Source organism: Idiomarina sp. ST20R2A10 (assembly GCF_051842345.1).
Lineage (GTDB): Bacteria > Pseudomonadota > Gammaproteobacteria > Enterobacterales > Alteromonadaceae > Idiomarina > Idiomarina loihiensis.
This window is the reverse complement of the sequence record NZ_JBNIEY010000001.1, coordinates 577,960-599,957: the sequence shown is the minus strand read 5'-3', so window position 1 is coordinate 599,957 and position 21,998 is coordinate 577,960. Positions and strand designations below refer to the sequence as shown.

At 45.8% G+C, this 21,998-nt stretch carries 22 protein-coding genes and 1 tRNA gene; 20 read left to right on the top strand and 3 right to left on the bottom strand.

Annotation, left to right across the window (positions count from 1 at the left end; genetic code table 11):
- Window positions 1–7: 7 nt before the first annotated feature.
- Window positions 8–796, bottom strand: a complete 789-nt coding sequence (gene map / locus ACP7H9_RS02955; protein WP_034820440.1) for a type I methionyl aminopeptidase — start codon at window positions 794–796, stop codon at window positions 8–10.
- Between the two features lie 285 nt (window positions 797–1,081).
- Here map and rpsB point away from each other — a divergent pair, with 285 nt between their 5' ends.
- The 16 genes from rpsB (at window position 1,082) to ACP7H9_RS02875 (ending at window position 16,793) form a co-directional block, all read left to right on the top strand.
- On the top strand, window positions 1,082–1,810 hold the full coding sequence (gene rpsB, locus ACP7H9_RS02950; protein ID WP_011234096.1) for a 30S ribosomal protein S2: 729 nt from the start codon (window positions 1,082–1,084) through the stop codon (window positions 1,808–1,810).
- A 15-nt stretch (window positions 1,811–1,825) separates the two neighbouring features.
- Window positions 1,826–2,704: a translation elongation factor Ts gene (gene tsf / locus ACP7H9_RS02945; RefSeq protein WP_011234095.1), complete on the top strand. Its 879-nt coding sequence runs from the start codon at window positions 1,826–1,828 to the stop codon at window positions 2,702–2,704.
- Window positions 2,705–2,807: 103 nt separating this feature from the next.
- The gene (gene pyrH, locus ACP7H9_RS02940) at window positions 2,808–3,542 is read left to right on the top strand and encodes a UMP kinase (RefSeq protein WP_016341299.1); all 735 of its coding nucleotides are present in this window, start codon (window positions 2,808–2,810) and stop codon (window positions 3,540–3,542) included.
- Window positions 3,543–3,573: 31 nt separating this feature from the next.
- Window positions 3,574–4,131 carry a ribosome recycling factor gene (gene frr / locus ACP7H9_RS02935; protein ID WP_011234093.1) on the top strand — a complete coding sequence of 186 codons (558 nt, stop codon included), beginning with the start codon at window positions 3,574–3,576 and terminating at the stop codon, window positions 4,129–4,131.
- Between the two features lie 82 nt (window positions 4,132–4,213).
- Window positions 4,214–4,987, top strand: a complete 774-nt coding sequence (gene uppS / locus ACP7H9_RS02930) for a polyprenyl diphosphate synthase (RefSeq protein WP_011234092.1) — start codon at window positions 4,214–4,216, stop codon at window positions 4,985–4,987.
- A 3-nt stretch (window positions 4,988–4,990) separates the two neighbouring features.
- Complete coding sequence (locus tag ACP7H9_RS02925) at window positions 4,991–5,854, top strand: phosphatidate cytidylyltransferase (protein WP_011234091.1); 864 nt, start codon at window positions 4,991–4,993, stop codon at window positions 5,852–5,854.
- A 4-nt stretch (window positions 5,855–5,858) separates the two neighbouring features.
- Window positions 5,859–7,052, top strand: coding sequence for a 1-deoxy-D-xylulose-5-phosphate reductoisomerase (gene ispC / locus ACP7H9_RS02920; protein WP_114981480.1), 1,194 nt, complete (start codon window positions 5,859–5,861; stop codon window positions 7,050–7,052).
- Window positions 7,049–8,404, top strand: a complete 1,356-nt coding sequence (gene rseP / locus ACP7H9_RS02915; protein ID WP_114981479.1) for a sigma E protease regulator RseP — start codon at window positions 7,049–7,051, stop codon at window positions 8,402–8,404. The genes ispC and rseP overlap by 4 nt, the downstream gene beginning before the upstream one ends.
- Before the next feature lie 31 nt (window positions 8,405–8,435).
- Complete coding sequence (gene bamA, locus ACP7H9_RS02910) at window positions 8,436–10,937, top strand: outer membrane protein assembly factor BamA (RefSeq protein ID WP_114981478.1); 2,502 nt, start codon at window positions 8,436–8,438, stop codon at window positions 10,935–10,937.
- Between the two features lie 44 nt (window positions 10,938–10,981).
- Window positions 10,982–11,497 carry an OmpH family outer membrane protein gene (locus ACP7H9_RS02905; protein WP_051018736.1) on the top strand — a complete coding sequence of 172 codons (516 nt, stop codon included), beginning with the start codon at window positions 10,982–10,984 and terminating at the stop codon, window positions 11,495–11,497.
- A gap of 3 nt (window positions 11,498–11,500) precedes the next feature.
- The gene (gene lpxD, locus ACP7H9_RS02900) at window positions 11,501–12,526 is read left to right on the top strand and encodes a UDP-3-O-(3-hydroxymyristoyl)glucosamine N-acyltransferase (RefSeq protein ID WP_114981477.1); all 1,026 of its coding nucleotides are present in this window, start codon (window positions 11,501–11,503) and stop codon (window positions 12,524–12,526) included.
- 14 nt (window positions 12,527–12,540) lie between these two features.
- Window positions 12,541–12,996, top strand: a complete 456-nt coding sequence (gene fabZ, locus ACP7H9_RS02895; RefSeq protein WP_011234085.1) for a 3-hydroxyacyl-ACP dehydratase FabZ — start codon at window positions 12,541–12,543, stop codon at window positions 12,994–12,996.
- Window positions 12,997–13,764, top strand: a complete 768-nt coding sequence (lpxA, locus tag ACP7H9_RS02890) for an acyl-ACP--UDP-N-acetylglucosamine O-acyltransferase (protein WP_034820458.1) — start codon at window positions 12,997–12,999, stop codon at window positions 13,762–13,764. It abuts the gene before it with no gap.
- Complete coding sequence (gene lpxB, locus ACP7H9_RS02885; RefSeq protein WP_114981476.1) at window positions 13,764–14,903, top strand: lipid-A-disaccharide synthase; 1,140 nt, start codon at window positions 13,764–13,766, stop codon at window positions 14,901–14,903. The genes lpxA and lpxB overlap by 1 nt, the downstream gene beginning before the upstream one ends.
- A gap of 94 nt (window positions 14,904–14,997) precedes the next feature.
- Window positions 14,998–15,960, top strand: coding sequence for a glutathione S-transferase family protein (locus tag ACP7H9_RS02880; RefSeq protein WP_114981475.1), 963 nt, complete (start codon window positions 14,998–15,000; stop codon window positions 15,958–15,960).
- Window positions 15,957–16,793, top strand: a complete 837-nt coding sequence (locus ACP7H9_RS02875) for a pirin family protein (protein WP_114981474.1) — start codon at window positions 15,957–15,959, stop codon at window positions 16,791–16,793. Before ACP7H9_RS02880 ends, ACP7H9_RS02875 begins: the two co-directional genes overlap by 4 nt.
- Here ACP7H9_RS02875 and ACP7H9_RS02870 read toward each other — a convergent pair.
- Window positions 16,790–18,433: a tetratricopeptide repeat-containing response regulator gene (locus tag ACP7H9_RS02870; protein ID WP_114981473.1), complete on the bottom strand. Its 1,644-nt coding sequence runs from the start codon at window positions 18,431–18,433 to the stop codon at window positions 16,790–16,792. The two genes, ACP7H9_RS02875 and ACP7H9_RS02870, sit on opposite strands and share 4 nt — an antisense overlap.
- An 84-nt stretch (window positions 18,434–18,517) precedes the next feature.
- Between ACP7H9_RS02870 and ACP7H9_RS02865 the strand changes: the two genes are divergently transcribed.
- Window positions 18,518–19,486 (top strand): NAD(P)H-quinone oxidoreductase, encoded by a 969-nt coding sequence (locus ACP7H9_RS02865; RefSeq protein WP_110012527.1) that lies wholly within the window; start codon window positions 18,518–18,520, stop codon window positions 19,484–19,486.
- Window positions 19,487–19,523: 37 nt separating this feature from the next.
- Here ACP7H9_RS02865 and ACP7H9_RS02860 read toward each other — a convergent pair.
- Window positions 19,524–19,608, bottom strand: a tRNA-Tyr gene (locus tag ACP7H9_RS02860).
- A gap of 111 nt (window positions 19,609–19,719) precedes the next feature.
- Between ACP7H9_RS02860 and ACP7H9_RS02855 the strand changes: the two genes are divergently transcribed.
- From ACP7H9_RS02855 to dsbC, 3 genes are all read left to right on the top strand, one after another.
- The gene (locus ACP7H9_RS02855; RefSeq protein ID WP_011234078.1) at window positions 19,720–20,205 is read left to right on the top strand and encodes a VC2046/SO_2500 family protein; all 486 of its coding nucleotides are present in this window, start codon (window positions 19,720–19,722) and stop codon (window positions 20,203–20,205) included.
- Between the two features lie 101 nt (window positions 20,206–20,306).
- Window positions 20,307–21,209, top strand: a complete 903-nt coding sequence (gene xerD / locus ACP7H9_RS02850; protein ID WP_114981471.1) for a site-specific tyrosine recombinase XerD — start codon at window positions 20,307–20,309, stop codon at window positions 21,207–21,209.
- Between the two features lie 55 nt (window positions 21,210–21,264).
- Window positions 21,265–21,996 carry a bifunctional protein-disulfide isomerase/oxidoreductase DsbC gene (gene dsbC / locus ACP7H9_RS02845; protein ID WP_114981469.1) on the top strand — a complete coding sequence of 244 codons (732 nt, stop codon included), beginning with the start codon at window positions 21,265–21,267 and terminating at the stop codon, window positions 21,994–21,996.
- Window positions 21,997–21,998 lie beyond the last annotated feature (2 nt).

The following is a 21,998-nucleotide window of genomic DNA, read 5'->3' as shown; positions in this document are numbered from 1 at the left end:
AAATGCGTTAGCTGTGCTCGATAACTCGCGCTAAGTCAGGCTCATCACTGCGCAGTGTCAGTACTTCAACACCGTTATCGGTAACTAATAATGTATGTTCCCACTGTGCACTTAAGCTGCGATCTTTAGTCAGTACGGTCCAGCCGTCTTTCATCAGTTTAGTATGGCGCTTACCCACATTTACCATAGGTTCAATAGTGAAACACATACCGGCTTTTAGCTCTTCGCCAGTACCTGCCTCACCGTAATGCAGAATTTGTGGGTCTTCATGGAATACAGAGCCAATACCGTGACCGCAGTACTCTCTAACAATAGAATAGCCATGGCCTTCGGCGTGTTTCTGAATAACTTCAGCAAAGTCACCCAGCTTGATACCTGGCTTAACCATTTCTATGGCTTTATAAAGCGACTCCTGAGTTACCTTAATTAACCGCTCGGCCATTATTGAAGGTTTACCCACAACAAACATTTTCGAAGTGTCGCCATGGTAACCATCCAGTTTAACGGTAACGTCAATATTCATGATATCGCCGTCTTTCAGTTTTTTCGGGCCAGGAATACCATGACAGACACAATGGTTAACCGACGTACATATCGATTTAGGGAAACCGTGATAGTTTAATGGTGCTGGATAGGCGTTATGATCCGTGATGTATTTATGGCAGATATCATCCAGTTCTTCCGTGGTTACGCCTGGTTTGACGTATTCACCAATCATTTCAAGCACACTGGCGGCGAGTTTGCCTGCGGCGCGCATTTTTTCGATTTCTTCGGGTGTCTTAATTGAGATGGTCATTCTCTTCCTGTCCATGACTGCTGGAAAAGCCGACAGTTTAACAGTGACTGATAAAATTCGCTATCTTTGAGGTGGGTCAAAGCAGAAGTTAGCGAAGGTTTTTTGTTGTGCAGGGCTCGGCTTTATGGTATAAAACGCACGCTTTTTTGGCCTTATGCCAACAAAGTACACTTGTATGTAAATTATAATCCACACATACATCGACACATAAGGCGGGGTGCTTGTCTAAGAACAGGTCGGCTTATGGGATGTATGGAGGCTTAACCCCCTAAAAAGGAAAATATTATGGCTAACGTGTCAATGCGTGACATGCTGAAAGCGGGTGTCCACTTCGGTCACCAAACTCGTTTCTGGAACCCAAAAATGAAACCTTACATTTTTGGTGCTCGTAACAAAATTCATATCATTAACCTCGAAAAAACTGTGCCTATGTTCAACGACGCGTTGAGCTATATGCAGCACGTTGCTTCTAACAAAGGTAAAATCCTGTTTGTTGGTACTAAGCGCGCAGCAGCTGAAGCGGTTAAAGAAGCAGCCATTAACTGTGGTCAGTACTATGTAAACCACCGTTGGTTAGGTGGCATGTTGACTAACTGGAAAACAGTTCGTCAATCAATCAAGCGTTTAAAAGACCTTGAAACAATGAGCCAGGACGGTACTTTCGAGAAACTGACCAAGAAAGAAGCTTTGGTTAATACTCGTGAAATGGAAAAGCTGGAAAAAGGCTTAGGCGGTATCAAAAACATGGGCGGCTTACCTGACGTTCTGTTTGTTATCGACGCTGATCACGAACACATCTCTATTAAAGAAGCAAATAACCTGGGCATTCCAGTTGTTTCTGTTGTGGATACAAACTCTAACCCTGACGGTGTGGACTACATTGTTCCAGGTAACGATGACGCAATCCGTGCGGTTCAATTATACTTGAACACTGCTGCTGAAGCGGTAAAAGAAGCACGTACAGCGCAAGTTGAAGCGAAAGACTCAGACGATTTCGTCGAAGCAACTGAATAATCGAGGAATAGAATCATGGCTATTACAGCAGCTCTAGTTAAAGAACTGCGCGAGCGCACAGGCGCTGGCATGATGGACTGCAAGAAAGCATTGCAGGAAGTCGACGGTGATATGGAAGCGGCAATTGAACTGATGCGTAAGAGCGGTCAGGCAAAAGCAGCTAAAAAAGCAGGCCGTGTTGCGGCTGAAGGCGTTATCTTAGTTAAATCTGAAGGTAATCAGGCAACTTTGGTTGAACTGAACTGTGAAACCGACTTTGTTGCTCGCGATGACAGCTTCCTGGAATTCGGTGATAAAGTTATCAACGCAGCATTTGCTAATAAAGAAAATGACGTTGAAGCATTAAAAACAACTGACATTGATGGTCAGACTGTTGAGAAAACTCGTGAAGACTTAGTGGCTAAAATTGGCGAGAACATGAACGTTCGTCGTGTTCAAACTCTTGAAGCTGGCGACGTTGTTGCGACTTATACTCACGGTGCCCGCATTGGTGTTGCTGTTGCTTTAACTGGCGGTGACGAAGATCTGGCTCGTGACCTGTGCATGCATGTTGCAGCAAGCAGCCCGCAATTCGTTAAGCCTGAAGACGTTGCAGCTGAAGTTGTAGAAAAAGAGCGTTCTATTCAGGTTGATATCGCAATGCAAAGCGGTAAGCCGAAAGAAATTGCTGAAAAAATGGTTGAAGGCCGTATGCGTAAGTTTACCGGCGAAATCAGCCTGACAGGTCAGCCTTTCGTTAAAGATCCATCAATGACTGTTGGTGAGTTACTGAAGAAAGCTGGTGCTGATGTTGTGACTTTCGTTCGCTTTGAAGTGGGTGAAGGTATTGAACGTAAAGAAGAAGATTTCGCTTCTGAAGTTCAGGCACAAGTGGCGGCAGCGAGTAAAGGCTAATAGCGTGGTCTCGACCAGCCCCATGAAATAGAAAATTATAAACCGCGTCTTGAGCGTTCAGGACGCGGTTTTTTTTAAACTAAAGGAAAGAGTAGAGGCAATGATGAGCACCCATCCGAAACCCAGTTATCGACGCATATTGTTAAAACTCAGTGGTGAAGCCCTTATGGGAGATGAGCCATTTGGTATTGACGCCAAAGTACTTGATCGTATGGCGCAGGAAATTAAAGAATTGGTTGAACTTGGGGTTCAGGTTGGTTTAGTCATTGGGGGCGGTAACTTATTCCGTGGAGAAGGCTTAGCAAAAGCTGGTATGAATCGGGTTGTGGGCGACCACATGGGCATGTTGGCCACAGTAATGAATGGCCTGGCTATGCGCGACGCTTTACACCGAGCCTTTGTTAACGCACGTTTAATGTCAGCTATTGAATTGACCGGTGTTTGTGACAGTTACAACTGGGCAGAAGCCATCAGTTTGCTAAAATCAGGACGTGTAGTGATATTTTCTGCGGGAACCGGTAATCCGTTCTTTACTACAGATTCTGCCGCTTGTTTGCGCGGTATCGAAATTGAAGCTGAAGTCGTACTTAAGGGAACCAAGGTTGACGGAGTATATTCTGATGACCCGGTGAGTAACCCGGATGCGACTTTGTATAAGCATATTAATTACGATGATATACTGGAAAAACAGTTAAAAGTAATGGATTTAGCGGCTTTTACTCTGGCGCGTGATCACGCTTTGCCTATCCGGGTGTTTAATATGAATAAGCCGGGTGCCTTACGAGCCGTGATAATGGGTGAAGAAGAAGGTACACTGATTAGCAAGAACGCAGAGTAAACGCAGTTATTGAATAAAAGGGTATAAGACAGTGATAAAAGAAACTATAGAAGACGCTAAAGATCGCATGGAAAAAAGTGTTGAGTCGCTGCGCAGTCAAATGTCAAAAGTGCGTACGGGTCGTGCTCATCCAAGCATACTGGACAGTGTCATGGTGAACTATTACGGTACTGACACGCCTCTTAAGCAGTTAGCTAATATCACCACGGAAGACTCCAGAACTCTGGCTCTGACAGTGTTTGATAAGTCAGCTTCAGCGGCAGTTGAAAAAGCCATTATTAATTCTGATTTGGGTCTGAATCCGGCCTCAGCAGGCGCAGTTATTCGTATTCCATTACCTCCGTTGACAGAAGAGCGTCGTCGCGACTTAGTTAAAATTGTTCGTGCCGAAGCTGAGAATGGACGTATTGCGGTACGTAATATTCGTCGCGATGCTAATGGCGATATTAAAGATCTGCTGAAAGAGAAAGAAATTACTGAAGACGAAGAACGTAATGCTGAAGAAGAGATTCAAAAACTGACCGATAAATTCGTGAAGCAAATTGATGAAGCTCTGAAAGCAAAAGAAGCGGATTTGATGGAAATTTAACCATCAAACCGTCCCTACGTTGGTCTATGACGCCGTGTCAGGTATACTCGCACGGCGTTTTTTAATGTTTACGGCAGATTGAATGAAAGAATTACCGTCAATTGAGCAGTTAGTCCCCAAGCATGTTGCCATTATAATGGATGGTAACGGGCGCTGGGCGAAACAACGCGGTAAAATAAGAACCTTCGGGCATAAAGCCGGCGCGGAAGCAGTGCGCAAGGCTGTTGCTTTTGCTCGCCGTAACGGTATTGAGTCACTGACTTTGTTCGCATTCAGTAGTGAAAACTGGAAGCGTCCGGCAACTGAAGTCTCGGTATTGATGGAATTGTTTATGTCAGTACTGAAAAGCGAAATTAAAAAATTAGATGACAACGATATTCGCTTGCGCATAGTTGGTGACAAAGAGGCTTTTTCAAAGCGTTTGCAAAAGCGCATGAGTGAAGCAGAAGAGCAAACGCGCAGTAACAGCGGACTCAATCTAAACATAGCGGCGAACTACGGCGGTCAGTGGGATATTACACAAGCCAGTCGTAGATTAGCTGAGAGAGTGAAAGCGGGTGAAATAGAACCGGCGGAAATTACTGAACAGACAATAGCAGGCGAATTGATGATGGCAGACCAGCCTTTGCCGGATTTACTTATTCGTACAGGCGGTGAACATCGTATCAGTAACTTTCTTTTATGGCAGCTGGCTTATGCCGAACTGTATTTCACCTCAGTATTATGGCCTGATTTTGACGATACGGCCTTTGCTCAGGCAATTACAGATTTTGCGCAACGGGAACGCCGTTTTGGTTTAACGAGCGAACAATTAACCGTGCTAATGCAAGGCATAGAAACTCGGATAGAGGAATAACACTTGCTAAAACAACGTATTATTACAGCACTATTGCTGGTTCCGGTGGCACTGTACGGTGTTTTTATGCTGCCGTTGTGGGGCTTTGCTCTTTTCATTCAGGGGGTCCTTATGCTGGGCGCCTGGGAATGGTCTCCGCTAATGGGCGTGCGTCGCATTTCAGCGCGCATCGCTTACACCTTATTTGTCGGCGCCATAATTGGCGTGTTGTCCTGGCTGGCTCCCTACGAGCATTTGTGGGAGGGCGGTGAGCTCTCTAAACTCATCTACTACACTATTTTGGCTGGCGGTGTCTGGTGGGTCGTTGCGTTGGCAATGATCGTAAATTATCCCTCCAGCCGACGTATGTGGTCACGAACCCGAGCCATTGTCGGTGTATTTGGTTTGTTAATTTTTATTCCTACCTGGGCGGCATTAGTCACGGTTCGCTCAATTGATATTGATGAGTCGCGCTTCTTTGGTGGCTGGGTGGTTCTCTTTATTTTACTGCTGGTTTGGGCTGCTGATGTTGGTGCGTATTTTGCCGGCGTGCGTTATGGCCGTAATAAGATGATGCCAGCGGTAAGCCCGGGTAAAACAATGGAAGGCCTTTGTGGTGGTGTGACCTTAGCTTTTGTGGTGATGATGGTTGTGGCGCACTGGACTAAAGTGCCTGCCGATCAGTTTACCGGTTATTACTTAACCGGATTGTTTACTGTGGTTGCTTCAGTATTTGGTGATTTAAACGAAAGCATGTTTAAGCGTAGTGCAGGGGTTAAGGACAGCGGTTCAATTTTACCCGGGCACGGGGGAATTCTTGACCGTATTGACAGTCTTACCGCTGCAGTGCCTATTTTCACCTTAGCTTATCTGGAGTTTTTGCATTAAACCTATGCGTCGAATAACAGTTTTGGGAGCAACCGGCTCTATTGGTCAAAACACATTGAACGTTGTCTCACGGCATCCGGATGACTTTCAGGTTTTTGCCTTAACAGCCCATAGCCAGATTAGTGCTATGGCTGAGCTTTGTGTAAAGCATAATCCGCAATACGCGGTTATGGGCTCACAAAATGCTGCTGCGGAGCTTAAAGCGCTTCTCGGTCAACAGACTTCAACTCAGGTTATGTATGGAGATCAGGCTTTAGCTGAGGTCAGTTCGGACGGTGAGGTGGATGTGGTTATGGCGGCTATAGTCGGTGCGGCCGGACTATCACCGACACTAGCTGCGATTGACGCAGGTAAAGATGTACTGTTAGCCAATAAAGAAGCTCTGGTTATGAGCGGTCAGTTGTTTATTGATCATGCTCAACGTTCCGGCGCTAGAATTATTCCGGTCGACAGCGAACACAACGCTATTTTTCAGTGTTTACCCCAGGCTGCGCAGCAACAGGTTGGTACTATGGCGTTAGCGGAGCATGGCATTCAGTATTTACTGTTAACCGGCTCCGGCGGTCCGTTTCGCGATATACCTCTTGAGGAGTTGCCGCAACAAACCCCTGGTGCGGCATGCAATCACCCAAATTGGTCCATGGGTCGGAAAATTTCAGTGGATTCTGCCACCATGCTGAACAAGGGGCTGGAATACATTGAAGCCCGCTGGTTATTCAATTGTTCGCGTGACCAACTGAAAGTTGTTATTCACCCGCAGAGCGTTATTCATTCTATGGTGCAATACACCGACGGTTCCGTACTTGCTCAAATGGGTGAACCGGACATGCGCACGCCTATAGCCCATTCGTTGGGTTATCCAGAGCGTTTAGAAAGCGGTGTTGCGGGCTTAGATTTTACTCAAATAGCCGAACTGACCTTTAAGCAGCCCGAAGCGCAACGTTATCCGTGTTTACAGTTGGCGATAGAAGCATGTTGGGAAGGGCAGTGGGCCACTACGGCTTTAAACGCGGCGAACGAAGTTGCCGTTGCTGCATTTTTACAAGAACAGGTTGGTTTTACTGATATTGCAAAAGTTTGTGATTCGGTATTGCAGTCAATACAAGCTGATGAGGCCGACAGCTTAGAGACGCTGTTAGCCATAGATAAACAAGCGCGTTTAGCAGCCAATAAATGGTTGCAGGAGTACGCACAGTGATAGACGCAATTTGGTATTTCTTTTCCTTCGTTGTAACTCTCGGTATTTTAGTTGCTTTTCACGAGTTTGGGCACTTTTGGGTTGCGCGCCGCTGCGGTGTAAAAGTGTTAACTTTCTCGGTAGGTTTTGGCAGGGCTATATGGAAACGTGAAGGCAAAGACGGCACGGTTTATCAACTGGGGATTATTCCCCTTGGTGGCTACGTTCGCATGCTGGACGAACGTATTGATGATGTCAGCGAGGAAGAGCGAGATGTTAGCTTTAACGCGCAATCAGTATATAAACGTTTTGCGATAGTTGCTGCCGGTCCAATCGCGAACTTTGTTTTAGCGGTCGCTGTTTTATGGTTGATGTTTGGCATTGGTGTTCCCACGGTGAAACCGGTTATCGGCTATGTAAAAGCCGACTCTGTTGCAGCCGAAGCTCAGCTTGAAAGAGGTAGCGAAATTCTCTCAGTTGATAATGTTGAAGCCTATGACTGGCAACAGGTTCAGCTGGGGCTTATGTCGGCAATTGGCGACGATGAAACAGTACTCACATTAAGAACGCCGGACGGTGACGAAGTAAAACGCACACTGAATTTAAGTGGCTGGCAGTTTGATCCGGAAACGGAATCGACCTTTGGCAGTTTGGGAATTGAGGTTTATCAACCCGCTGTTTATACCGAACTTAGCCAGGTAGAAAGTGGCTCCCCAGCCGAGGCCGGCGGATTAAAAGAAGGTGACACAATCACCCGAATTGGTGATGAAAGTGTCGAAAGTTGGACTGAAATACGTAAAATAATCGCTGAATCGGCGGGACAGGACGTTTTATTTACGGTTCAGAGGAATCAGGTTGAGCAGCAAATTTCTGTTCAAATAGGGGAACGGGAAAGCCAAAATGGTGTCATAGGCTACCTTGGCGTAGTTCCGGTAACAGAGCCTTTGCCAGATGATTACGTTTTCACGCATCAATATGGTTTTTTTAGCGGCTTAGCGAAAGGCGCAGAAAAAACTTGGGAATTGATGGTTGTTAGCGTGAAAATGATAGGTAAACTGCTGACCGGAGATGTTTCTGTAAAGAACCTGGCAGGGCCTTTAAGTATTGCCGAAGGTGCTGGAGTTAGTGCCAGCAATGGGTTCGTTTATTTTTTAAGTTTTTTGGCGCTGTTAAGTGTCAATTTAGGGATAATTAATTTATTACCTTTACCGGTATTAGACGGCGGTCATTTGATGTTTTACAGCATTGAATGGGTGCGCGGTAAGCCGGTATCCGAAAGAGTGCAAGACGTTTGCTATAGGATTGGTGGGGTGCTGGTATTCGCGTTGATGGCGTTAGCAATATCAAATGACATCGCCCGTTTCGCATTCTGAGTCACGAATTAACAATAAGTAGCTAGTGATAATGACGTTTAAAAAGCTGTTAGTGAGTGCCATGATTGCAGGTGCAGTAGCACCAGCCTACGCACAAGATGAATTTGTTGTCGAAGATATTGAAGTAAAAGGATTACAACGTGTCGCTTTAGGTGCTGCGTTAACCTACATACCTGTGAGAGTCGGTGACGAAGTTAGCGAGTTGCAAATTCGCAGCGCTATTCGCTCACTTTATTCTTCTACTCATTTCGACTATATCGATGCGCGCAGAAGTGAAGACACTTTGATCTTCACTGTTAGTGAACGGCCAACCATTGCCGAAATCACCTTTGAAGGTAACAGCGATATTAAAGACGAGCAGCTTCAGGAAAGCTTAGTTGATAATAATATTGTTACTGGTGAACCTTTAGACAGAACCACTATTTCTGGCATTGAAAAAGGTCTGGAAGACTTTTATCACAGTGTGGGTAAATATAATGCGTCGGTGGAAGTTCAGGTTGTGGACTTGCCACGTAACCGTGTTGAGTTACGCATGAACTTTGAAGAAGGTGATGCGGCGGAAATTGCGCAAATTAATATTGTGGGCAATAAAGCTTTCGCTGATGAGCTATTACTGGATACCTTTGAACTTCGGGATAGCCTTCCATGGTGGAACTTTATAGGCGAAAAGCGTTACCAGAAACAACAATTAAGCGGTGACCTGGAAACCTTAGAGTCATTTTATCGTGACCGCGGCTATTTGCGCTTCCGGGTAGAGTCTGTACAGGTCTCTATGACGCCGGATCGCGAAGGCATTTATATCACTATAAATGTCAGTGAAGGTGATAAATATAAAATTAGCGAGACCGATGTCATTGGTGATTTAAAAGGCCATGACGAGTTGGTTGGAAAAATTGCTAAAATTGAGAAAGGCACGCTCTATAACGCGGCACAGGTTACTTATATTGAAGACATGATCAGCCGCTTTTATGGTCGCTATGGTTATGCGTATCCAGAAGTTAGAGCTATCCCTGAGCACGATGATGAAGATAAAACGGTTAAAATTACCTTTTCGATAAACCCAGGAAAACGCGTCTACGTTCGTCATATTAATTTTGAAGGCAATGGCGCGACCAAAGACCGGGTGTTACGCCGTGAAATGCGTCAACTTGAAGGCGCATGGTTGTCTGACAGCAACATTGAGCAAGGTAAAGTTCGTCTTGAGCGTCTGGGCTATTTCGAAACCGTAGAAACGTCCACTGAACGGGTTGAAGGCCGGGATGATCAGGTAGATGTGACTTATAAGGTTAAAGAGCAACCTTCAGGTTCCTTTAATGCGGGTATTGGTTACGGAGACTACTCAGGTCTGCAACTTAACGCAGGTGTTCAGCAAAACAACTTTTTAGGTACGGGTACCCGAGTCGGGTTCAATATCAGTACCAGTCGTTTTAATAAAAACGTCAGTGTGTCGTATTCCGACCCTTATTTCACTATGAATGGTGTTGGACTCTCAGGTCAGATTTATATGAGCGAGTTTGACGCAGGTAATGCACAAAACCTCGTTAACTATAATCAGAAAACCTATGGGTTATCCACGGGACTTAGCTTTCCAATAGATGAAATTAACCGCTTAAACTTTGGCGTGGGTTATAAAAATCAGGAAGTGAGTGTTAATTCGCAGAACCAAAGTATCGAGCAAATCCAGCAGTTTTACCGCTCTTATCTGGATGACCAGAATCCGGAGCGACCAATCAGTTTCGATATTTATGAATTAAATGCCGGTTGGTCTCGGGTGACGCTTAATCGTGGAACATTCCCGACTAGTGGATCCTCGCAGCGTGCTAGTGCCGAAATTTCGGCGCCATTTAGTGACGTAAAGTATTTTCGTTTAAACTATGAGTACAAGCACTATTATCCGTTAAGTCGTGACCAGCAGTGGTCATTTCTCACCAGACTGAATTTAGGTTATGGTAACGGTTACGGTGAAGACGATGCTGGAAATGATTACCTCTTACCGTTCTGGGAATACTTCCGTATTGGTGGTCAGGGCGATTTACGCGGTTTTGAACCTAATACTGTCGGTCCGAGGGCTGTCTATGTTGTACCTGAGTCGGTCAACTCTGAGGGTATTCCGGATTTCACCGGGTTGCCGACACCGAACTACAGTTCAGAAACGGGTAACCAGCAGTTGTTTGTGCAAAACAATTACTCTTTAGGCGGTAACGCTAAAGTGTCTGGCGGAGTGGAGCTGATTGTACCGACGCCATTTGTTGATGAGGGTATGCGTAATAGCATACGAACTAGTGTCTTTGTTGATTTTGGTATGGTTTGGGATACTGAATTCGACTACGATAGATACAAGGACTTGGAGAATACCAGTCCACAACCGTTAACCGACTATAGTTCGCCGGGGGACTTCCGTGCATCGGCTGGTGTGTCAGTGCAATGGATATCTCCAATGGGCCCATTAACTTTCTCGTTAGGTCGGGCTTTGAAAGAAGTTGAGGGTGATGAAACCCAAGTGTTCTCATTTAATATCGGAACCACATTCTGATAATAATAATTAAATATAGTGATAAAATTTGAAGGAGTTTTACCTTGAAAAAGTTAATTAAATCTACAGCTGCAGCGGTTGCTGTTTCCACAGCACTTTTTGCTGGTGCCGCACAGGCACAACAAAAAATAGGTGTGGTCGATATGATGGAAGTATTCCAGCAGTTGCCACAACGTGAGCAAATTTCAGAACAACTGCAAACTGAGTTTCAGGATCGCTTTGAAGAAATGCGTCGCCTTGAACAGAAAGTTCAGGAACTGCGTCAAAAACAGGAACGCGATGCATCAATCATGTCCGCTTCTGAGAAAACTCAGTTAGAGCGTGATCTTGAGCAAACGATCTCTGAAGCACAGCTGAAGAGCAAAGCGTTACAAGAAGATACTCGTAGTCGCCAAAATGAAGAACGTAACAAGCTACTTGGAAAAGTTCAGGACGCGATTACTGCTGTTGCAGAAGCTAAAGACTACGACATGGTTCTTGAAAGCAACGCGGTTACTTACATGAAAGCCGATAATGACTTGTCTAACGCCGTTGTCGAGAAAATGACTTCAGGTAACTAATTTATGTCTGAGTACACATTGCAGCAGTTGGCTGACCATGTGGGTGGGGAGGTGCGAGGCAATTCGCAGCTCCCCATTTTGCGCGTGGCGACCTTGCAGTCTGCTACTGGTGACGCTATCGCTTTTCTGGCGAATAGCCGTTACAAAAGCCAGTTAGAAACAACCTCTGCGGGTGCTGTTATTGTCTCTGAAAGAGACGACAGCGATGCGATTGATAACGCGATTCGGGTGTCCAACCCTTACGCGGCTTTTGCTCGAATAGCGCAGCTATTAGACACTACGCCGAAACCAGCGAAGGGTGTCGCTGAATCTGCGAAAATTGCGCAGTCAGCCAGCATAGGCAAAAATGTTAGCATTGGCGAATATACGGTCATTGATGATGGCGCTATAATTGGTGATAACACCAGTATTGGATCACATTGCTATATTGGCTCTGAAACGCAAATTGGCTCTGGGTGCACACTTTGGTCAGGCGTTAAAATCTACCATCGTTGTGTTATTGGCGATGACTGCCTGTTTCATTCCGGTTCTATTATTGGTGCTGACGGTTTTGGCTGGGCACCTGATAATGGTAAATGGCTAAAAATCCCTCAGTTGGGGCGTGTCGTTATTAAAGACAACGTTGAAATTGGTGCCAGTACAACGGTCGATCGTGGAGCGCTGGATGACACCATTATTTCGTCGGGTTGTATTATTGATAACCAATGTCAAATAGCACATAACGTTTTCATTGATGAAGACACGGCTATTGCGGGCTGTACTGTACTAGCCGGTAGCTGTCGCATTGGTAAGCGTTGTATGATAGGCGGAGCTTCGGCTATTAACGGTCATATTAGTGTGTGCGACGACGTGCAAATTATGGGATTTGCTATGGTGATAAAAGAAATCACCGAGCCAGGTGTTTATGCGTCAGGTATTCCTGCCAGTGGACATCGTGAATGGCGACGTAATGGAGCGAGATTCCGTCAGCTGGATGATCTTTTCAAGCGTGTCAAAGAGTTAGAAAAACAAGCTGACGATAATAATTGAGTAAGGTGAAAGGTTTGAAAATTACGGAATCAGGGTTTGATATTCAGGGCGTATTAGATTTACTGCCTCATCGTTATCCGTTTTTATTAATAGACAGAGTTATAGAAACAAACTCTAAAGACTCATTGCACGCGATAAAAAACGTGACTTTTAATGAGCCTATGTTTAATGGGCATTTTCCGGCTAAGCCTATTTTCCCGGGAGTGTTATTGCTCGAAGCTATAGCTCAGGCTTGTGGTTTATTAGGCTTTAAAATTACCGAAAGCAAAAAGAATGCAAACGATTTGTACCTTTTTGCCGGTATCGATAATGCTCGTTTTAAACGTCAGGTTATCCCCGGTGATACCGTTGATTTCTTCGTTACCTTCGAAAAAGAACGTCGTGGTATCTGGAAATTTACCGGCCGCGCGGAAGTCGACGGTGACGTTGCCTGTACTGCCGAAATTATTTGTGCAAGAAGAGAAGTTTAAGTGATTCACGAAACCGCAATTATCGATCCCAGCGCCAAACTCGGTACTAACGTTAGTGTCGGTCCCTGGACGGTTATTGGCCCCGATGTTGTTATCGGCGACAACTGCGATATCCGCTCTCATGTTGTTTTAAAAGGCCCGACAACCATTGGTAAAAATAATACCATTTATCAATTTGCGTCGGTTGGTGAAGACTGTCAGGATAAGAAATACGACGGTGAACCGACACAGCTTGAGATTGGTGACAACAACGTCATCCGTGAGTCGGTAACCATTCACCGTGGCACGGTGCAGGATAACTCGTTAACTAAAATTGGCGATAATAACCTGTTTATGGCCTACGTACATGTTGCGCATGATTGCGTCATAGGTAATGACAATATCTTTGCTAATCAGGTTACTCTGGCTGGCCATGTTCACGTAGGTGACTGGGTTATTCTGGGTGGCATGAGTGGTGTGCATCAATTTTGTCATATTGGTTCTCACTCTTTTGCCGCGGTTAACTCTATTATCGTTCAGGATATCCCTCCCTTTGTGATGGCGCAGGGTCATAACGCCAAGCCCAGAACAATCAATTCCGAGGGTTTAAAGCGTCGCGGCTATACGCCCGAACAAATTCAAAATGTCCGTCGTGCCTATAAAATTTTGTACCGTTCCAGCCTGACTGTAGACGAAGCCCTGGAAGGTATTTCAGCATTAAATGAACCGGTGCTGGATGGTTTTAAAGCTTTTGTTGAAAACAGTTCACGAGGCATTATTCGTCCGTAATGAGCTGCAATCAGCCGCCTAAAATAGCTATTGTTGCCGGTGAGCACTCGGGTGATCTGTTAGGCGCCGGGCTAATGCAGGCCATTGCCAAACGTCACCCCAATGCAACTTTTATTGGAGTCGGCGGGCCTTTAATGGCAGAACGGGGAATGGACTCGTTCTTTGCCATGGATGATTTGGCCGTTATGGGCATTGCTGAGGTCTTTCAGCAACTTCCTAAGCTGTTAAAACACAGAAAGAACCTGGTCAACTATCTTATTTCTGAGCAACCGGATGTGATGATAGGCATTGATGCTCCTGACTTTAATCTGACGGTTGAAGCTCGCCTTAAAAAAGCCGGTATCCCTACTATTCATTATGTCAGTCCATCTGTCTGGGCATGGCGTGAAGGTCGTATCAAAGGCATAAAAAAGGCAGTGGATCACGTACTGTGTTTATTGCCTTTTGAGAAAGACTTCTACGATAGACACCAGCTACCAGCAACCTTTGTTGGTCACCCTCTGGCAGATGATATTCCTATGCAGTGGCAACAGACGGAAGCACGTAACGAGCTGGAACTTGAACCTGATGTTACGTATCTTGCCATTTTACCTGGAAGTCGTAAGGGTGAGATTGCCCGTATGGCGCCGGTATTTCTGAATGTAGCGAACAAGCTAGCAAAAAAATATCCGGAATTACGCTTTGTTGCTCCTATGATAAGCGAAGCTCGAGCCATACAATTTCGGGAATTAGTTGATCAGTTCAGTCCTGAACTGGATATTGTATTACCTGTTGGTGAAAGTCGAAAAGTTATGGCGGCAGCCAATTATTTACTGCTAACGTCGGGAACTGTTGCGCTTGAAGCCTTGCTGATTAAACGGCCAATGGTAGTCGCTTATCGTTTTCATTGGTTGTCTTATCAAATCATTAAACGTTTGTTTCACGCACCTTTTTTCTCTTTACCTAACCTCTTAGCGGGTAAAGAAATTGTGCCGGAACTGGCTCAATCAGAAGCTTCGGAAGAGGCAATCGAACAAGCGCTAGTGCGGTTAATTGAGCAAGACAACCAGCCGCTTTTGGAGCAGTTTACGAATATTCACCAGCAATTGAAGGTGTCGGCGAGCGAAAAAGCCGCTGATGTGGTTGAATCTTTTCTATAGTTCTATTTTTTAGAAAAATAAATAGAAAATAATGCGCTAATAATTCCAAAAAATAGACTCTATTATAAGGGTATACCAACTTAAGGAGTTTATTATGGGTTTATTAGTTGATGGTCAATGGCACGACAAGTGGTATGACACCAAAAAACATGGTGGCCGCTTTGTCCGTAGCGAATCACAATTTCGCAATACCGTAGCGCAGGGTACTGAGTTTGAGCCTGAATCCGGGCGTTACCACCTTTACGTTTCTTACGCATGTCCGTGGGCTCACCGGGCGCTTATCTTCCGTAAATTAAAAGGTCTGGAAAGTCATATCGACGTTTCCGTTGTGCATCCGCTAATGCTGGAGAATGGCTGGGAGTTTGCTGATGCGCCACTTAACGAACCACTGTATGACGCGGACTTTCTTTATCAGCTGTATTTAAAAGCCGACCCGGAATACACCGGAAGAGTAACCGTTCCAGTACTGTGGGATAAGAAAAATCAGACCATTGTGAACAATGAGTCGGCCGAAATTATCCGTATTTTTAATTCCGCGTTTAATGAACTGACCGGGAATACACTGGACTTCTTTCCTGCAGATAAGCAAAAGCAGATAGAAGAAGTTAATGAATGGGTTTATAACGACATTAACAACGGTGTTTACCGCAGTGGCTTCGCGACTACACAACAGGCGTATGAAGAAGCGTATGAATCGCTATTCGCTGCCTTAGACAAAGTAGAGAACATTCTTAGTCAGAACCGCTATTTAGCCGGTGACGAGTTAACCGAGGCGGACTGGCGCTTATTCACTACTCTGGTGCGTTTCGATGCGGTTTATTTTGGGCATTTTAAAACCAATAAGAAGCGCATTGTCGATTATCCTAACATGTGGAATTACCTATTGGAGCTATACCAGCATCCGGGCGTGGAGGAGACCGTCGTGATGGACCATATTAAGACGCATTACTATGCCAGTCATAAAACCATTAATCCGACGCAAATAGTGCCTAAGGGGCCGGAAATCGATTTTCATCAGGCACATAACCGTAGTAGCAAGGGGAGTAGCCAGTCATGAGTGTTATTTTAGCCAAACACCGGGGAATGCCAGCGCAGGACGGCGCGGGAGTTAAACTCACTCGTATTATTAACCAGCCGGGTTTAAAGCATCAGGACCCGTTTTTAATGCTGGATGAGTTTCGCTCCGATAACCCGGACGACTATATTGCCGGTTTTCCGCCGCACCCACACCGTGGTTTTTGTACCCTGACCTATATGTTGGCGGGTACGATGGAGCATAAAGACTCTGTTGGTAATAGCGGTGAAGTGGATGCTGGTGGTGTGCAGTGGATGAAAGCAGCGAAAGGTATTATTCACGCCGAAATGCCGAAGCAAGTTGAAGGCCTTATGTGGGGCTTTCAGCTCTGGGTCAATTTGCCGGCCGATGAAAAAATGAGTGAACCTGAGTGGCACGACTATCCGGCAGCCAGTATTCCTGAGTTGAAAAATAATGATGCTCTGATCAGGATTATTTCAGGGCGATACCAGCAACAGGAAGGCCCCGTAAACGCGCCGGGAAGAGACTTTCTAATGCTGGATGTTCACTTAGGAAGTGAAAGCTTCAGCTTGCCGTCACAAGGGCAAAAACGACGCTTGGCTTATGTTTATCAGGGTGAGCTGACAGTGAATGGGGAGGCGGCGAAAGAGGGCGAGTTGATCTTGCTTGATCCTGCTGAAACCTTAGATTTTTCCGCTACTGAACATGCGCGCTTTATCTTGTTGGCCGCTAAACCTATTGAAGAACCCATTGCCCAACACGGTCCTTTTGTCATGAATTCGTCGGATCAGATTGAGCAGGCTATTAAGGATTATCAATCAGGTCAGTTAGCCGCTAACCAAAAGCTGAGCTAGCGCAGTTCCAACCCTTCAGTTTGCTCCAGTAACCGCTCATAGCGGTTACTGTGGCTACTGGATAATTGGAGCCCCTCTAAGACTTTAAAGCAATTATCGCATTCTTTCTTAAGCCGAACTCGCTCTCCACCTGGAATTTCTTCAACATAACGGACGGCCGCCTGAATAAAGTTAAGTGCAGCACCACTATTCATTGGCGCGGCCTCCATGGCTTTACGAAACAGCTCCAGTGCACGAATATAGTTGCCTTGCTGATAAGCATCTAAGCCCGCCTTATGAACTTCAAAGAAGTTATCCTGCTGTTTTTGAGCTGCAGCTAAGCGTGCCTGTAAAATTTTAGTGGTATAACTGTCAAGAGTCGGGTTTTCATCCTGATTCGCTGCTAGCGCATTCGCTTTTTCATACTCCCCGACATCCAGTAAAATGGCGATAACGTCAGGTAGTAAGTCTTTATTGATAGGCTGGTTGTGCGCCAGTTTTTCGCCAACAACCTCGTTTAAGCGTTGCTGAGCTTCGCGTAAACGACCATTAAATGAATCAATACGCGATAATAAAATGGATTCCAAATCCTCAAACGAAATATCGGCATGCAACAGATGCTCGTCATAGCGGGCTCGTTGCAGCTCCATTGTTGCTTCCGTCTGATACTTACTGATTTGCTGCGGTGTATCGCTATTTTCGGCCGCATCTAAAATGCTGCGTAAATAGTTGCATAAGTGATGTGCGTTACGAAAAACCGATTTACGAGCTATTTGCAAAACGTTGTTCATGGCTTGCTTGGCAATGTCAAAGTCGCCGTTGTCGCGGGCAATATGGGCCAGTTTGGTTTGCCTTTCAATTGAAAATGGCGCCATGGTGATGGCATCACGGGCGCTTTCCAAAGCGTCTTCCAGCTGCTGTTGTTGAAGGTAACATTCGGTTTTCAGGTCATAAGCTTCAACAGCATTAGGCATGCGCTTAATTAAATGATTAAGAATATTCAGGGCTTCTTCGGGAGAGTTTTGTAATAACCGCGTTTCAGCCAGTTTTAGAAAGACCCAACTGTGAGAGTTTTCCTCAAGTAGTTCTTTAATTGCCGTTTCCGCTTTATCTAATTGACCGGTTTTGTTGTACAACTCAATTTGCAGTTTGCGGCAGTAATTACTGTAGCGGCTGTTAGATTGAATATGTTTCTGGCAAGCACCAATACAGGCTTCATAATCATGATTTGTCAGCGCTTTGAATACGTCCTTTAACCACATGCGACGCTTATAGGCTCGCACAAGACGGGAGCGCAACACTCGATGTGAAAACGGTTTCATCAAGTAATCATCGGGTTGCAGTTCAAGTGCGCTGAGAACCATAGGTCGGGTGTTGTCACCGGTAATAATAAAGAACAGAGTATGCTCTTTCATTAACCCTCGAACTTGCAGTTCCTCTAAAACCTGACGACCATTGCGACCACGCCCAAGGTTATAGTCTACTAACAGAATATCGTGCGGGTTTTTAATGTAAGCGGCAATACCTGCTTCGCCGGTGGTCTTGACTTGTACGTCCTGCGCCCCCAAGTTTAACAGCAAGCCTTTGAGCATGACCTGAAAGGGCTTCTGGTCATCTATTAATAATACGCGTTTATTATTGAGCTCTAAGGTTTTGTCCATTTGCGTCAAACAGTATCCTGATCTTATTCATACCGACAGCATACTGGCTAATTTCAATAATGTTAAGCGGCAACAGAGGCTGATATGAAAGCAATTGCTATTTCCGAACAAAAAGTACACTGGAAGAACCATCCTGAGCTGGACGAGCCACAGGCTAATGAAGTTCAGCTGCGGGTACTGAGCGCCGGGCTTAATCGTGCCGACTTAATGCAAATAGCAGGGAAATACCCACCACCTAAAGGTGCCTCAACTATTCCTGGACTAGAAGTCTGTGGGGTTATAGAAAAAGTAGGTAGCGAAGTCAATGGCTGGCAAACCGGGCAACGTGTCAGCGCGTTATTGGCTGGCGGCGGTTTTGCTGAACAAGTGAATGTTTCTGCTGAACAAATACTGGAGGTGCCTGAAAACTGGAGTAATGCAGAAGCTGCGGGTTGGCTGGAAACTTTTGCCACTGCTTATCTCAATGTGTATCAGCTGGCTGACTTAAAGCCCGGAGAGCGGGTATTAGCTCATGCGGGTGCCAGCGGTGTGGGTTCGTCACTGATCCAGTTGTGCCGGGAAAGTGGTAATGAGCTTACCGCCATAGTGGGTAGTGGAGAGAAATCAGAGTTTTGCCTGAAACTGGGGGCGAAAAATGCGATAAACCGGCACAAACAGAACATTGTTGAAGAAGTTAAAGCTCTTGGCGAAGTCGACGTCATTCTGAATCCTGTCGCTGGTGAGTCTATAGCAAAAGACCAGCAGTATCTGGCACAGGATGGCCGTATTATTTTAATTGGTTTAATGGCTGGCGTGACTGGCGAAGTTGATTTCGGACGTATGCTGATGAAGCGCCAAAAGCTGATTGGCTCAACTCTGCGAGCATTATCACCGGAACGCAAAGGAAAAATTTTACAGGGTTTGTGGCGTGATTTTGGCGATAAGTTTAAAAGCAGCACCATAAAACCTATCATCGATGAGGTTTTTGCCGCTGACGATATTCAGCAAGCACTGGATTATGTTGCAGATAATAAAACTCAGGGTAAGGTGGTTATAACGCTTTCGGAAGAGTAATTCAGGCTGATAGCCAACTGCCGGTGCAGTAAAGAAATGGTGGAGGGGGCAGGATTCGAACCTGCGAAGGCTGAGCCGTCAGATTTACAGTCTGATCCCTTTGGCCACTCGGGAACCCCTCCACTCAAGAGGCGCGTATAATAACAGTCTTAGCTTAGCTGTAAAGAGAAAACTTAAACTTTTAGGACTTTGGCCGATACAGAAGTATCTGTAACCGATTATCCAGAGTCTTAATGAGTCAAGTTTCAGCTGTACAGAATAGTGCTGTCGAAAACCAGGCCGCTCATTTCTTTGAGCAACACGCGAGCGAAGCAGTTAATCACGGCTTCGCGGGCGAGTTTGCTTATTGGGTGTCTGCCTTGGGTGACGACCCGGTTATTTCTGAGCGCCCTGCGCAAGTTAACTGGCAAAGAACCATTGGTGCCGGCAGAACGCGGCCTTTAGATGTAAAGCCAGGCATGGTGCTGGCTAGTGGTGTCTATGCAACAGTTAGTCAGTTGTCAGACTTTAAACTACAGGACGCAACTCATCCTCAGCCGCTTATTCCCGATGCAACGCCTGATCGTTTGCCCCTGGAGCTTCTTCATAACCTGGACTGGCGGGTTCGTCAGCGGCTGGAAAAGAAGAAGCAGCCGCAAACGGACGAAAAAAACGAGTACAAATATAAAGGGCCCGCTGGCCTATACGATGTTCTGCAGAAACTAGGCATTACTCATTAGCGCTTAACTTGATTCTTTTCGGAGAGTTTTGCACAAGCAGTTTCAGCCGCTCTCGCTATGCGGCATAATAGCATTATCATTTCGCTAATTTCCAAAAAACCATGAAGCAACTCCGCCCAGAGGACGAAGACCGTATTGATGCTTTTACTGAGCACCTCTGGCTGCATCATGGCTCCAGCAATAATACTCAAGCCGCGTACCGCAGTGACTTACGCCGTTATTGTGAATATTTGCTATCGCTTAAAAAATCCTTAATGGACACTGATGAAGTGGTGCTGCAGGACTACCTGTTGTGGCGGCGTATGCAAGGCTTATCGCCACGAAGCACCTCGCGATTTTTAAGTTCGACGAAGAAATTCTTCCAGTTTGCTGTAAAACAGCAGTGGGTGGCAGTAGACCCAACAGCACGCCTGAAACGCCCTAAATTACCGCAAAGCATTCCACACTCGTTAAGCGAAGAGGATGTGATTTCTCTATTGGAACAACCGGATACAGAAACTCCCATTGGTCTGCGTGACCGAACTATGCTGGAAGTTCTCTATGCCACCGGATTACGGGTAACCGAACTTATTCGTCTGCAATATGACCAGTTGAGCCGCCAGCAAGGCTTAGTTCGGGTTGTTGGCAAAGGCAACAAAGAACGTTTGGTGCCGTTAGGAGAAGAAGCGCTGGAGTGGCTGGACAATTATTTAAAGCATGGACGTCCGGCAATAACGGATAAAAGCAGCCCCTGGATATTTGTTACGCAACGTGGCTCGTTATTAACACGTCAGGCATTTTGGTACAGATTAAAGCATTACGCCGAAGAAGCCGGCATTTACGCACATTTGTCGCCGCACACTTTACGCCATGCTTTTGCCACGCATTTGCTGAACCATGGCGCCGACTTACGTGTCTTACAGCTACTGTTAGGTCACAGTGATTTATCTACCACACAAATTTATACCCAGGTTGCACGTGAACGTCTGCAGGCCTTACATGCTCAGCATCACCCGCGAGGCTAATTGCATTTTGGCTGGTAACAGGGTAGGGTTCGGACAGTTAATTTAAGAGGTATTTATGCGCAATTTAATGTCTGTAGTTGGATTAGTCGGGCTGGTCGGCGCAAGTTTCAGTGCGCCGGCTATTAGTGCGGAACAAAGTGAAGTCGACACCCAGCACCTGAATAAAATTGGTATTGAAGTGTTGTCCACAGAGCCCGGTGAAATTGACGGCTATGTCCGTGCGGTGACTAATCAGGGCATGTTTTATGTGTCAGATGATGGTGAACGGCTGATTAGCGGCAATGTGTTTGATATAACCGGCAGTGAACCGGAAAACTTAAGTGAAGCGGGTATGGCTAAAGTTCGTCTGAAAATGCTGAAAGGTTTTGAAAACGATATGATCGTGTACCCGGCTGAGGACGAGAAATATCAGGTAACGATTTTTACAGACACTACCTGCGGTTATTGTCAGCGCTTGCACGAAAACATGGACAGCTATCACGCACAGGGCATTACCATAAAATACCTGGCCTTTCCCCGTGGTGGTATGAGTAGCAAAGGCGGGCAGCAGCTACAGACGGTTTGGTGTGCGGATGACAAAAAAGCGGCCATTACCGCCTTTAAAGAAGACGAAAATTACAGTGGCGACTTAAGCTGTTCCAATCCGGTTGCGGAGCACTACCAACTCGGTAAATCGTTTGGGGTAAGCGGTACTCCCGCTATTGTTCTGCCCGACGGTCGTTTAGTGCCGGGAGCGCTACCTGCATCACGTTTAATTGCTGAAATTAAAAAAGGTGAGTCACAGTAATT